The sequence below is a fragment of the Cerasicoccus frondis genome (assembly GCA_031296915.1).
In the GTDB taxonomy this organism is placed as follows: Bacteria; Verrucomicrobiota; Verrucomicrobiia; order Opitutales; family Cerasicoccaceae; genus Cerasicoccus; species Cerasicoccus frondis.
In genome coordinates this window covers 83,210-96,348 of sequence record JAVDPC010000003.1, presented here as the reverse complement: position 1 = coordinate 96,348, position 13,139 = coordinate 83,210, and the positions used below count along the sequence as shown (strand labels likewise).

Sequence of the window (13,139 nt, the reverse complement as noted above, 5' to 3'; positions counted from 1 at the left end):
CCAGCCTGGTCAGCGCAGCATCGACGTGTGAGCAACGGAGTTATCCGCCGCTCCGGTAGGCAGCCCCTGAGCCGCCTGCGCCCCACCTGCGCCTCGTCCCGGCGAGCGGGCAGTTACAGTAGTGTTCTTTGATATGCAATCACGGCGAATTTACCCCCCCCTCAGCACGGGATTAGCCGATTTATTGCCCCCTCCGATTAGGAATCTCCGAGGACTGGCCTCAGTAAGACTTCGCGAACACCACGCGCTGCGGACTGGGATTGCCGGTGAAAGGGCAAACGCCAGGCTCAAGGTCTCCTTGCAGCGGGACATTGCGAATCGTCACCTTGTATTCCTTGGCCAGCGCGTCTTCTTCCTCGGCAGTCCCCCCCCAGTGAGCCAGCGCGAAGCCGCCATGGATCTCGGGCTTGTCCGGATTGGAAGGCGTGAAAAAGTCGATGAACTCGTCCTTGGAATTGATTTCCTTGGTGTTTTCTTCCCGAAATGCCTTGGCGCGGGCCAAGAGGTTATCCTGAATCTCCGTCAGGCGGGCAACCGCAGTCGCGCAGAATTCAGCGCGGGCAACGCCAGCCTTTTCGCTCGTGTCACGGCGGAACGCAAAAACGCTGTCGTTGGCCATGTCGCGGGGACCGACTTCCAAAATGATCGGCGCGCCCTTCTTGACCCACTCCCAGCGCTTGTCGCCACCGCGAAGGTCGCGCTTGTCGATCTCCACTTGGATGGCGCGTCCGGCAAAGAGCTGGCCTTCGAGCTCCTGCTTGATGCCATTGCAATATTCGAGAATGGCGCCGGGGTCGTCCGCTTTATGCAACACGGGCAAAATAATGACCTGCTTCGGCGCGAGCTTTGGCGGCAGCACGAGACCGTCGTCGTCAGAATGCGTCATGATCAGCCCCCCCACGAGGCGCGTCGAAACGCCCCAGGAAGTCGTCCATGCGTATTCCTGTTGGCCCTGCTCGGAAAGGAATTGAATGCCGCAGCCCTTGGCGAAGTTTTGGCCAAGGAAGTGGCTCGTGCCCGCCTGCAGCGCCTTGCGGTCCTGCATCATGGCCTCAATCGAGTAAGTGTGGTCGGCGCCGGGAAAACGCTCGCCTTCGGTCTTCTCGCCCTTGATGACCGGCATGGCCATCCAGTTCTCGGCAAAGTCGGCGTAAACGTCGAGCATTTGGCGGGTCTCGATCATGGCCTCCTCGCTGGTGGCGTGCGCGGTGTGCCCCTCCTGCCAGAGAAACTCCGCCGTACGCAGGAACAAGCGCGTGCGCATTTCCCAACGAACCACGTTGGCCCACTGGTTGATCATGATCGGCAAATCGCGATAGCTCTGCACCCACTTGGCGTAGCTCGCGCCAATGATCGTTTCCGAAGTCGGGCGCACGATCAGGGGTTCGTCGAGTTGACCATCGGGCTTCAAGCCCCCCTGCCCGTCATCCACGAGGCGTGAATGGGTAACCACGGCGCATTCCTTGGCAAAGCCATCCACGTGCTTGGCCTCACGCTCGAGGAAGCTCTTGGGGATGAACAGCGGGAAGTAGGCGTTGACGTGACCTGTGGCCTTAAACATGTTATCCAGCACGCGCTGTATGTTTTCCCACAGGGTATACCCCCACGGCTTGATGACCATGCAGCCGCGCACCGGCGAATTTTCCGCCATGTCGGCGGCTTTGATCACTTGCTGATACCACTCGGGGTAATCTTCGGCCCGCGTCGGGGTGATGGCTGTTTTCGCTTTGCCCATAAGTACTCGCGAGAAAAACCGAATTTTCGGCCCATGCAAAGGCCAAAATATACGAATCAGCCTCCCCCTCTAATTGTCGTGCTCAGCGATCTTGCTCAAAACCAGCATGTGCCACTAGAGTTGGTATAACCATTTTTTTTACAGGAACTTTTCACGAACCGGAGTGTCGTTCCTATCCGAGTAGTGATATTCTTTTGTTAGGTCCCGCAAGGGACGTTTTGGGGTAGAAACTAGCGCCGTCCATCTCACCCGAGGTGGGCGGCCATTTTTTTCCACTCCATAATTGGCAAAGCCCGGCTCAGCGCCTTAACTCACGAGCATGGAGCTACAATCCACTTCCAATCGCGGTTACCAGGGCACGCTGCAAGTGACGATCACCGCAGAGCAGTTCCCCGCCCTCGTGCGCCTGTGCGCTGGCGACGCCGAATTTCCGTCCCTGATCGCGGAAAACCTTGAGCGTGTGGTCGAGGAGTATCTGCAAGCCGCAGAAACTCAAGTCACCGCCGCCCAAGCCCAAAACCCCGACAAGGCCTAGCTCGTCATTAACCCAAAACGTTTATCCTTCCCATGCCTCGCAAATATTGGCTGATCAAATCCGAACCAGACGTCTTTTCGATCGACGACCTCAAAAACTGCCCCAACGGCACGGAACCCTGGGACGGCATACGCAATTATCAGGCGCGCAACTTCATGCGCGACGAATGGCAGATCGGCGATCAGATTTTGTTCTATCACTCGAACACCACTCCGCCCGGTGTAGTGGGCATTGCGGAAGTCGCCGGAGAGCCCGAGCCAGACCCCCTTGCCTGGGACAAGAAGAGCAATTACTACGACGAAAAAGCCTCGCCCGAGAACCCACGCTGGGTCCGCGTGCCGGTCAAATACGTCGACACTTTTCCGCGCACCGTCACGCTCGACGAACTAAAGTCCGAGAAAAAGCTAGCCGACATGCGCGTCGTCCAACGCGGTAACCGCCTGTCAATCAACCCCGTCACCAAGGCCGAGTTCGACTATATCTGCAAGCTGGCCAGGAAATAGCACTCGGCAGCACCCGGAGCTCGAAAAACAAAATTCTCGCCCCTACTTCGACCACTCCAGCATGCGCTTAATCGGCGCGTAGGCGGCTTTGCGAACTGCTTCATCCATGGTGATTTCGGGCGACATGTCCCGCAGGCAATCGCGGAGCTTTTCGACCGTGTTCATCTTCATGTAGCGACAGTCGTTGCAGGCACAGGTGTCGGTGGGGCCAGCCACGAAGGTCTTTTCCGGGATCTCGCGCTGCAGGCGATGGATCATGCCGGTTTCGGTGACAACGATGATCGTCTCCGACGGATGGCTTTTGCAAAAACCAACCATCTTTTCGGTCGAACAAACTTCGTCCGCCACATCACGGACGGCTTCAACGCACTCGGGGTGCGCCACCACCGGAGCGCCCGGGAACTTGAGCTTCACCTTTTCAATGGCGCGTGTCGTGAACAGGACGTGGGCGTAACAACTGCCGGGCCACAGACGCATGGGGCGGCCGAGTTGCTTGCTGACCCATTGGCCAAGATTCTGGTCGGGCACAAAGAGGATTTCGCGATCCGCCGGAATGCGGTCTGCAATTTTCATGGCGTTGCCACTGGTGCAGATAACGTCGCTCAGCGCCTTCACGCCAGCTGAGCAATTGATATACGCCACGGTGTAGAGATTGGGATTGGCGTCTTGGTAAGCCTTGAGCTTTTCGGGAGGGCAGCTATCCGAAAGCGAGCAACCAGCGTCCATTTCCGGCAAGAGAACCGTCTTGCTCGGATTGACGATTTTCGCGGTCTCCGCCATGAAGTGCACGCCGCAAAAAACGATCACATCGGCGTCAGCTTCTTCCGCCCGGTAGGCCAGGCCCAAGGAGTCGCCGACAAAATCAGCCACCTGCTGTATGGCGTCGATCTGGTAATTGTGCGCAAGGATGACGGCATTGCGCTTTTGCTTCAGTTCCAGGATTTCCTCCTGAATTGCGGACAGCGGCGCATCGCCCGACGGACGCGGGTTAAAGACCAAGGGTTCGTAATCAAGGACTGCCATGATCCCGCACACAGTTGGGATTGGCGCCGTTTTGTCAAATACCGGCTTCGTTACAGGGATTTTTTAACATGAGAGGCTCCAACCAACGAAACGTGATTTAACCACGAAGGACACGAAACGCACGACGTTAGAGAGGCAACGAATTGAAACTCACGCAAAGCCCCAAAGACCCCAAGAAATTCAGCCTTAAAGCAACTTGGGGTCTTTGGGTCTTTGCGTGAAATCTAAAAAACGATGGTTGGCTTCATGCGCTTCATGTCCTTCGTGGTTTAAAAAGCCTATTTCATGGGCGCGATGCAGGCGCCGGAAGACGCGCTTTACGGGCCTCGGCCCGGCCACAAAGGTAAAACACTGGTCGCTAAGCGCGCTATCTCAGATGGATTTCTTGATTGCGAAAAACAGGCGCCACTAAATGCTACCCAGCATGGCTAAACGCGTCACGCTGTCAGTTGGGATTGCCTTGTATAATGAAGAAGCGTCCATCGATGCATTACTGGAGCAATTGACGCAGGTGCTCGCAGAGCTGGAGCCGGACTTTGAGATAATCCTCGTCGATGACGGGAGTCGCGACCAGACATTTGCGAAAATCCAGGCCGCCCATGAGGCAGATCCGCGCATTGTGGCAGTGTCCCTGTCTCGCAACTATGGGCAACAAGTGGCCTTCACAGCGGCGATGGAATTGTCCCGCGGTGACGCCCTCGTGCTGATGGATGGCGACTTGCAGGACGAGCCATCAGTGATCAGGCAATTCGTCGAACACTGGCGCGCGGGCTATGATGTTGTTTACGCAGTCCGAGAGCGGCGCATCGCTTCCCCTTGGTTGCGGTTGGCTTACTTTGCTTATTACCGTATTTTTTCCAGCATTTCAAACACGAGAGTCCCGCTGGACTCGGGTGACTTTTCTCTGATGAGCCGCCGCGTAGTGGACGCGCTCAACGCCATGCCAGAGCAGCAGCGCTATCTGCGAGGTTTGCGGGCGTGGGTTGGCTACAAGCAAAAAGCATTGCCTGTCACTCGGCCCGAGCGCGCGCAAGGCGAAACCAAATACACGCTGCGTAAGCTCGTGCGTTTGGCCTTGGACGGCATATTTTCGTTCACGGTCGCCCCCTTGCGTGGAGCGATGTTGCTCGGCTTGGCGATTCTGACGCCAACGGTTTGCTACGCAGCCTACACCTTAATCGCGTTTCTCTTTTTTAACTCCTCACCGCGCGGATTCACGGCGATGATCAACGCCATCATCCTGTTTGCAGGCGTGCAATTGGTGTTCCTTGGCGTGATCGGCGAATACATCGGCCGCATTTACATGGAGGTGAAACAACGCCCCTGCTACCTCATTGATAAAATTCTCCGCGATCCGTGATCAAGGCGTTGCCTCGCTTGTTGGAGAATCGCGCCACAGATAGAGTAGCCGCTTGTCGAGCGACAAGGTTGCGTTGGGATACCGCTCTTGAAGCTTATCGATGGTCTCGCGGCTGGGACGAGGCGAGAATGTATCCCCAATGTTGATGATCACCAAATTCACTTTTTTCTCTTCCAAAAGAGCCAGCGTTTCATCACTGGCGTAGTCTTCCTCCCCTCGCCCCAGTAAATCAAAGAGCGCGCGCGTCGGGTTGCGTTTGCCGTTCAGAAAATAGATATGTGGCGAATCCGGAAACGCATAGATGTACTCATCGTCCGGGGCTAGCTTCTCAATCAATTGGCTGGCTTCAAGGTAGATGACAAATTCTGCGGCGGAAACATCAATGCCTGAGCGCGGCGTTTCGATCGCATGATGCAGTGGAATATCCTTGATCCACATACTTGCGCGTGGCCCCTTTTCCAAATGAATCAGTGCATAAGCAATGAAGAACACCGGCAAGCCCAGCTGTAATAAATACACTGCCTTGGTGGGCTCGGGCAGCATTCTCAAATAAGCCAGCCATACCAGCATCACCAACGGAATCACATAGAGGTAGTAGATCGGCACCGCGTAGGGAAATTGCAGCAGGGAGACGTTGGCCAAACCGGCAACCAGCAGGATAAAATCACCATAGGGAGCGCCGGCTTTTTCACTGCGCATGGCAGCGGGAATCGTCCACCGACTCACCAACGGAAGCAAGCCCGCCAAGGGCGCCATCCAGGGCGCGGATGTCCACAGCGCAAAGAACATCGTGCGCGATGATTCGAAAAACATGACATACGCACCGCCCAAGGCTACGCACAACAGCACGATGCCCGCAGCCAATCGTCGGGGGAACAGCAAAGCGCCACAGACCGCGACTGCGGTCAGTGTCCAAGCCGTTAACCCGTATGAAGAGCTCGTCGTTTGACTCGCTACCCGAGCAAACGGCGCAATCAAAGTCCCATGTAAAAGCGCGCCCAAACCACCAATGGAGGCATAGAAAAGGATGAACGGCGCCAAACCAATCAACAGCCCCGCCGCATAAGGCCACAGAACGCGAAATAAGTCCATTGCACGCGTGCGCAACGTTGTGCGACCAAGACGACATTCCCGCTCGATGATGACCGCAGCCAGACCGATAAAGGGCAAAATAAAATAAGCCAACCCACCCGATTGCCAAAGATGCGCAACCAGCTTGCCGATCATCAGGGGCGGCAACAGCAGACAGGCCGAGATACCCAGCGTCAATGTCGACCACTGCCATTTCCCCCACCCGACCTGCCGAGCAGCGCGGTTCTGGTTGTCATAAATCCAGTAATAGCCAAGCGCCATCACCAGATACAGTCCGGTGATTTTGATCAGGATGGTTAGAGCGCAGAGAAAACCCGCCAACAGCGCCCAACGCACCAGCCCGGTTCGATGGTGAAGCATCAGCGTCATCACGACGCCCAGGGTGAGGAATGTCACCTGATAGCTTGGCATCGACGTCGGGTATTGAATGCACCCCCACAACATCGCGGTGAGGGTCACCATCCCGGCGGCGCTCACGCGCTGAGTCAGCCGCAGCGCCAGGCAGTAAAACGCCGCGAGAAATACGTAATTGGTGAAAAAGAGAAAGCCGCGCAAAGTCGATAAATCGATGCCAAAGAGCCAATACCACCCCGCATGCAGCATGCTCAGGAAGCCCGTATACATACAGTCGTAGTGGGTGTGCGGGAATTCGCCAAAGTGGATGCGCTCGGCCATCTGGCCCAGCGCCCCCTCGTCCCAGGCAATCCAGCCAACAAAGCCGAATCGGTAAACCAGGACTAGGTAAAACGCGGTCAGGGATAGACCGACAATGAGTGCCCAGCGCTGAGATTTCATCGTGGCGAATCCGGCTTGCGGGCAGCGGCGTAGTACTGGGCGCCGATGTTCGTCCGGCCAAGCAGCTTATCGACTTGGCTCCATAATTTGCCTGCCCAAGGCGTGAAGAGGATGTGCCGACGCTCCAACGGAAAGAAACCCGCCTTTCGCTGCAATTGAAGCGTCCGCCAGGCGCTCAGCAACACCGCGTCTGCGTCAAAGGGAACCCGAGAGACGACCCACTGCGTCAATGGATTCCAGGGGTTGTGCTCGAACACCACAAACAAGCCACCGGGCCGGACAACGCGGTATGCCTCCGCGCAAAAGTGATTCCACTGCGCCGGTGGCACGTGATGCATCACGCATATGGTGAAAGCCAGATCGACGGATGCATCGTCCAGCGGCAAACGTGAGCCGTCATAGGCGTAGTAGGTTGCCGTGGGATTACGCTCCTGCGCTTTGGCGACGATATCCGGGTGCATTTCAACTCCGGTTAGCTGGCCCACATGCTCGCACAAATGCGCATCCGTCAGGCCAATGCCACAGCCGATGTCCAGAAAGTGCTGGTCGGCAACCGGCCCCAACAGGCGCTGGGTGATGTCTAGCAAACACTGCGCCTTCACCCGCGTAAAGTGATCGTGATCCTGGCCACTGAAGTTAATGGCCTCCTGGACCATAGCCTCGTAGCTGTCGGTTGTTTGCTGGAATTCACTCATACACTTGAGATGTATGCAGTAAGATACAGCCTAGCCCCAAGCGACATGCAACTGAAAACCAAAGCGGTTGCTCAGCAGGATCGCGGCATGATGGAAGATCTGTCAAAAATAAGGAGCCCCGCTCAAGGTGAAGAGCGAGGCCCCTTGCTACTACTATTTCTACTACTCGCTGCTTGGATGCAGCTACTACATTACTCGCCCTTTAATGAAAAAGTGCGCCAACTTATTTTATTCTGCATCAAAAAAAACGAGCCCCGGCCATCCAACTGGCCGGGACTCTTCCTTTATACTGCTACTACTTGTCTCTCTACTCTGACTATTCTACTAACTATGAAACTGCTTGGACCTGCTGCATCTGCAGTTCGTTGTCCTCGATCGTGAAGCTGACTTGGTCGCCCTCGCCGATGTCGCCGGCGATCAGGCTACGGGCCAGTTGCGTCTCCACGCGCTTCTGCAAGAACCGCTTCAACGGGCGGGCGCCATAGACCGGATCGTAGCCGCGCTCGGCAACCCACTCACGAGCTTTGTCATCCAAAGTAACCGTGACGCGGCGGTCTTCGAGGCGCTTGTTTAAGTCGGCCACGAGGAGGTCCACGATGCGCGTGATCTCTTCCAGCTTGAGCGGTTTGAACAGGATGATGTCGTCGATGCGGTTCAGAAATTCCGGACGGAATCCTGCACGCAGCTCTGTCATCACCGATTCACGAACGCTCTCAGGGATCTCGTTCGCGGAGACGCCCTCGATGAGGTAGCGGCTGCCGACGTTGGAGGTCATGATGATCACGGTGTTCTTAAAGTTCACCACGTGCCCCTGGCTGTCGGTGATGCGACCGTCGTCGAGGATCTGAAGCAGCACGTTGAAGACGTCCGGGTGGGCCTTTTCGATTTCGTCGAACAGCACCACCGAATACGGCTTGCGGCGCACGGCTTCGGACAGCTGACCGCCCTCATCGTAACCGACATACCCCGGAGGCGCGCCGATCAGGCGAGCCACGCTGTGCTTCTCCATGTACTCGCTCATGTCGATGCGCACAATGTTGTCCTCGGTGTCAAAGAGCGACTCCGCCAGGGTCTTCGCGAGCTCGGTCTTGCCGACGCCCGTCGGTCCTAAAAAGAGGAACGAACCAATCGGCCGGCGCGGGTCTTTAATCCCCGAACGCGCACGCAGGATTGCTTCGCTGACGAGCGTCACCGCTTCGTCTTGGCCGACCACGCGGTCGTGCAAAACGTTCTCCAAGTTGAGCAGCTTGTCGCGCTCGCCTTCGACCAGACGCGTGACCGGGATGCCCGTCCAGCGCGCCACAATCTCGGCGATTTCTTCCGGGGAAACTTCCTCGCGCACGAGGGTGTCTCCCTTCTCGACTTGCTTGTGCTCCTTGGCCTCGAGGTCCTTTAGCTGTTGCTCCAGCTGAGGCAGGCGGCCATGACGCAGCTCGGCGAGCTTTTGCAGGTCGTAAACCCGCTCGGCTTCAGCCATTTGCTGGCGCACTTGGTCAATCTCCTCGCGAACCTTTTGCGCCTTGCCCAGCTCGGCCTTTTCAGCCTCCCAACGGGCGCGCAGCGCATTGGCCTTCTCGCGGATGTCGGACAGCTCCTTGCGCAGCGTTTCGAGGCGCTGCTTTGAGGCTTCGTCCTTCTCCTTCTTGAGGGCCTGCTCTTCGATCTCCAGCTGCATGACGCGACGGTTGAGGCCGTCGAGCTCGGCGGGCATGGAGTCCATTTCCGTGCGAATCTGCGCGCAGGCTTCGTCGACGAGGTCAATGGCCTTGTCTGGCAAAAAGCGCTCGCTGATGTAACGATGGCTCAGCACCGCCGACTGCACCAGCGCGGCGTCCTGAATGCGCACGCCGTGGTGCACTTCGAAACGTTCGCGCAGGCCGCGCAGGATCGAAATCGTGTCCTCGACCGTTGGCTGGTCAACCATAACCGTCTGGAAACGGCGCTCCAGCGCGGCGTCCTTCTCGATATACTTGCGGTATTCGTCGAGCGTGGTCGCGCCGATACAGCGCAGCTCGCCGCGGGCCAGCATGGGCTTGAGCATGTTGCCCGCGTCCATCGCGCCTTCGGTCTTGCCCGCGCCCACAATCGTGTGGAGCTCGTCGATGAAGAGGATCACCTTGCCGTCGCTGGACTTGATTTCGTTCAGCACGGCCTTGAGACGTTCTTCGAACTCGCCGCGATATTTCGCGCCAGCTACGAGGCTCGCGAGGTCGAGCGCAAACACGGTCTTGTCCTTCAAGCCCTCGGACACGTCGCCACGCACAATCCGCTGGGCGAGGCCTTCGACGATGGCGGTCTTGCCAACGCCGGGCTCGCCGATGAGCACCGGGTTGTTCTTCGTCTTACGGGACAAAATACGGATCACGCGGCGAATCTCGTCGTCGCGCCCAATAACCGGGTCGAGCTTGCCTTGCTTGACGAGCTCCACGAGGTCCTGCCCATACTTTGCCAGGGCTTCGTAGGTCGACTCCGGGTTCTGCGAGGTCACGCGCTGGTTGCCGCGCACTTGCGTGAGCGCTTCCAACACGCGCTTTTCGTCCAGGTTGAAGGACTTAAAAAACGCACGCAACTTGTCGTCCCTGTTCGCGACGAGGCCCAGCAGCAAATGCTCCACGGACACGTATTCGTCCTTGAGCTTCTGCGCCTGCTTCTCGGCGTAGGTAAAGACATCCTGCAGCGCCTGCGTCACGTAGACATTGTTGGCGCTGGTGCTGCCCGTCACGGACGGCAAACGGTCGAGCTCGCGCTCGTTAGCGAGCTTCACGGCATTGGGCGTAATCTCCAGTTTGTTGAGCAGGCTCGGGACAATGCCCCCCTCTTGCTCCAGCAATGCCTGCAGCAAATGCCACCCGTCAATCTGTTGGTGGTTCCGATGGCGGGCATCATTCTGCGCCCCCATCACGGCCTCACGGGCCTTCTCGGTAAAGCGGTTAAAATCGATATTCATGCCTACCTAAGGGCAGGTTGCGTGCCGAGAGTGAAAAAACGAAACCCAATTTCACAAACTGCTTTATTCTAACATCTTACAAAATCATAAAGCACAAACAAATCGCCACCAACAGAGTCACATTGACACACCCTTGCGACTCATCTTCTCACGGCGCCTCTAACATGACATACTATAAATCTTAGAATGATTACGAATCACCATGTTACTCAATTCAAATTGACGAAAACGAATTGTACAGATTTTCTATAAGAAACTACATTCAGCTGCCTCACAGATGCTTCGATTTATTTATCAAGCCTACTTCAAACAATGGATAATAGCCCCAAAATTGACGCTCATAAAATCACAAAACCAATACAGCTTTTGGCCGCTTGGCTGTGCGGACTAGTATTAGTGAACTTAAGTTTTCTTACTGCTGCAGCACACATAGAGAATCCATCATGGATCCCAGCAACTTTAGTAATTGCCAGTATAACAAATGTCCCTGCTTTCTTAATATCCATTTTTTTACTTCAAACCAAATTCAGACCTGAAATGCAGGAAGATGTTTACTATTCCAAGTACATTGAATCTAAAACAGGCTTTACAAAGTTAGAAGTGACCACTGAATCAGTATCAAAAATTAGGGAGGATTTAGCGGAATTACAGCAAGCAATCATGAGAAGTCCTGTGGAGATCCCAGTAATATCAAGCAGTGTTGAAATTAAGTGGTCTACAGTAACTGTTGCATTGAATGAGACATTGCAGCACTTTAGAGAAATCCATATGCGATTTACTGCAAATAAAATTCCAGTCCATGAAACCTTTGGAAAAGGAGCCTACACCCCAAAAAATTTCACTGTATCCTTGGGAGAAGGATTCACTGTTGAACAGGTTAAAAAGATTGTGGAACAGCTGCATTTCATCCCCAAAGCTAGAATCTGTTTTGCAGACGATGACGACGAGCATAACCAATACCACAACCAGGTATTAATAGGCTCATACAGTGGAGAGAAATCAGGCGTAGAATTACGAGAACTGAAGCAGCAGATTGATTCTGATGAATACACAGAGGAGCAGCTTTACCAATTCATCGGTCGGAATAATTGCCCCCAATGCCAACAAGGGAATATGCGCTTCATTTCATACAGTGAATATGAAGAGCAGCGCAAATGCAGTAAGTGCGATTATGAATGCTAAAATTAAATGCGATCGGAGAAAAAGGAGAGGTAGGTTAAAAAGGGGTCAAACGTGAATAGCGCTAAGATTTGGTCCCCAATCGTTTTTCATTTCGGCCTCCTGGAGGGTGCTACGACCATCTGTGTTCTTGGCTTGGTGAGGAACTGGTATCCCTTGGGTCTTCGTTTGATTGCTCTGGGCTCAGACCGGTTCGGAGGAACTTACGGATCACTGGCAATCAGGGCACGATGGCATTCAACCACAATTTGCGGAAAAGTATTGATTCGGGGCGGAATTCATATGTGGGTATGGTTTTAATCATTATCCATTCAAAGATGAATTCAAAATATCCCAACTTACTGGCTATATGCTTTACTGCAGTCGCGATCTTATCAGGGTGCGCTGGTCAGCAATTTGAAAAAAAGGTTAATCAAGAGATCACTAACGTCGGGATTGGAAAATCTACGGGCGCTGTAATGTTTTCACTGATTGTATCCCTCAGGGAGTCAAAAGGTGAAATACCCGATGCCTCAGTGCTTAATGTAGGAAATGTGAGGATGGTTCTTGTAGAAGACACCACTAATCGGACTATGGTTTTTGATTCTTTAGTCAAATCGCAGAAATTCCAGAGTAAAAACTCTAAGTCTATCAGCAAAATCGGGAGGGTATATGGTACTGTTGCTTTTGAGGGGTTGCCGGTTGGGAGCTACAGGATTGCCAGATTAGAATGTACTGGAACGTACAACGCATCAACCACAGTTTATGCTGGAGGGGCCTTTGTTCCCCTAAACCATTCGTTTCTTTCCTCAAAATTGATGTTTCCAGGTCTGGCATTTGAGGGTCAAATCAACGTGCAGAGTGGTGAGGTTGCTTACATTGGTTCTTTTAATCTAACCGCTAGGCAGAAGTATGATCAGACTACCACCTCAAGAAAGGTCCGTACTGGAGATATGCGAATTTCTGAGAAGGATGTATATTATGCTATTGGCGGTTTCCTTAAGGTGACAGACCGATTCAATGAGGATGTGTCCATCCTTAAGCAAAACTATCCTAGTGCCAGTAGACTTCAGTTTCGCCAAAACTTAGTTCGTTTGTCTGGCAATCAAAGTTTAATCTATGCGAATGATATATACGCTACCCGTTAGTACAGTGATTTGTGGGCGGATTAATGTAACACGTCGCATTCACGAATCCATTCTTTACGCCATCCCAAAAGAGTGAGTGTCTCTGATGAAATGAAGATGATTCGAGGTGATGAACCTAAAAAGGGTAGAACGTAGATTTTAAACATTC

At 54.4% G+C, this 13,139-nt stretch carries 10 protein-coding genes; 5 read left to right on the top strand and 5 right to left on the bottom strand.

Translation table 11 applies throughout. From position 1 onward, the window contains the following. Positions 1-220: 220 nt before the first annotated feature. A complete protein-coding gene (gene proS, locus RBB63_RS03140; RefSeq protein WP_309381018.1) occupies positions 221-1,735 on the bottom strand; it encodes a proline--tRNA ligase in 1,515 nt (504 codons plus the stop codon). 319 nt (positions 1,736-2,054) lie between these two features. Between proS and RBB63_RS03135 the strand changes: the two genes are divergently transcribed. Next, positions 2,055-2,270: a hypothetical protein gene (locus tag RBB63_RS03135; protein ID WP_309381016.1), complete on the top strand. Its 216-nt coding sequence runs from the start codon at positions 2,055-2,057 to the stop codon at positions 2,268-2,270. Between the two features lie 32 nt (positions 2,271-2,302). Further along, positions 2,303-2,773, top strand: coding sequence for an EVE domain-containing protein (locus RBB63_RS03130; protein WP_309381014.1), 471 nt, complete (start codon positions 2,303-2,305; stop codon positions 2,771-2,773). 42 nt (positions 2,774-2,815) lie between these two features. Here the strand turns inward: RBB63_RS03130 and nadA are convergent, their stop codons facing one another. Next, complete coding sequence (nadA, locus tag RBB63_RS03125) at positions 2,816-3,799, bottom strand: quinolinate synthase NadA (RefSeq protein WP_343219114.1); 984 nt, start codon at positions 3,797-3,799, stop codon at positions 2,816-2,818. A gap of 421 nt (positions 3,800-4,220) precedes the next feature. Between nadA and RBB63_RS03120 the strand changes: the two genes are divergently transcribed. Further along, complete coding sequence (locus RBB63_RS03120; RefSeq protein ID WP_309381010.1) at positions 4,221-5,156, top strand: glycosyltransferase family 2 protein; 936 nt, start codon at positions 4,221-4,223, stop codon at positions 5,154-5,156. Here RBB63_RS03120 and RBB63_RS03115 read toward each other — a convergent pair whose 3' ends face one another. The 3 genes from RBB63_RS03115 to clpB form a co-directional block, all read right to left on the bottom strand. Then, entirely contained in the window at positions 5,157-7,043 is a 1,887-nt protein-coding gene (locus RBB63_RS03115; protein WP_309381008.1) for a hypothetical protein, read from the bottom strand. Further along, positions 7,040-7,738 carry a class I SAM-dependent methyltransferase gene (locus RBB63_RS03110; RefSeq protein ID WP_309381006.1) on the bottom strand — a complete coding sequence of 233 codons (699 nt, stop codon included), beginning with the start codon at positions 7,736-7,738 and terminating at the stop codon, positions 7,040-7,042. Before RBB63_RS03110 ends, RBB63_RS03115 begins: the two co-directional genes overlap by 4 nt. A 328-nt stretch (positions 7,739-8,066) precedes the next feature. Beyond that, a complete protein-coding gene (gene clpB / locus RBB63_RS03105; RefSeq protein WP_309381004.1) occupies positions 8,067-10,685 on the bottom strand; it encodes an ATP-dependent chaperone ClpB in 2,619 nt (872 codons plus the stop codon). A 312-nt stretch (positions 10,686-10,997) separates the two neighbouring features. Between clpB and RBB63_RS03100 the strand changes: the two genes are divergently transcribed. Continuing rightward, positions 10,998-11,867 (top strand): hypothetical protein, encoded by an 870-nt coding sequence (locus RBB63_RS03100; RefSeq protein ID WP_309381002.1) that lies wholly within the window; start codon positions 10,998-11,000, stop codon positions 11,865-11,867. Positions 11,868-12,181: 314 nt separating this feature from the next. Continuing rightward, a complete protein-coding gene (locus RBB63_RS03095) occupies positions 12,182-12,991 on the top strand; it encodes a hypothetical protein (RefSeq protein WP_309381001.1) in 810 nt (269 codons plus the stop codon). Positions 12,992-13,139: the final 148 nt, after the last annotated feature.

Bases quoted from the DNA above. Each gene is read 5' to 3' on its own strand.
- RBB63_RS03110 (WP_309381006.1), bottom strand. From the start codon at position 7,738: ATGAGTGAATTCCAGCAAACAACCGACAGCTACGAGGCTATGGTCCAG.
- proS (WP_309381018.1), bottom strand. From the start codon at position 1,735: ATGGGCAAAGCGAAAACAGCCATCACCCCGACGCGGGCCGAAGATTAC.
- RBB63_RS03135 (WP_309381016.1), top strand. From the start codon at position 2,055: ATGGAGCTACAATCCACTTCCAATCGCGGTTACCAGGGCACGCTGCAA.
- RBB63_RS03120 (WP_309381010.1), top strand. From the start codon at position 4,221: ATGGCTAAACGCGTCACGCTGTCAGTTGGGATTGCCTTGTATAATGAA.
- RBB63_RS03100 (WP_309381002.1), top strand. From the start codon at position 10,998: ATGGATAATAGCCCCAAAATTGACGCTCATAAAATCACAAAACCAATA.
- clpB (WP_309381004.1), bottom strand. From the start codon at position 10,685: ATGAATATCGATTTTAACCGCTTTACCGAGAAGGCCCGTGAGGCCGTG.
- RBB63_RS03115 (WP_309381008.1), bottom strand. From the start codon at position 7,043: ATGAAATCTCAGCGCTGGGCACTCATTGTCGGTCTATCCCTGACCGCG.
- RBB63_RS03130 (WP_309381014.1), top strand. From the start codon at position 2,303: ATGCCTCGCAAATATTGGCTGATCAAATCCGAACCAGACGTCTTTTCG.
- RBB63_RS03095 (WP_309381001.1), top strand. From the start codon at position 12,182: ATGAATTCAAAATATCCCAACTTACTGGCTATATGCTTTACTGCAGTC.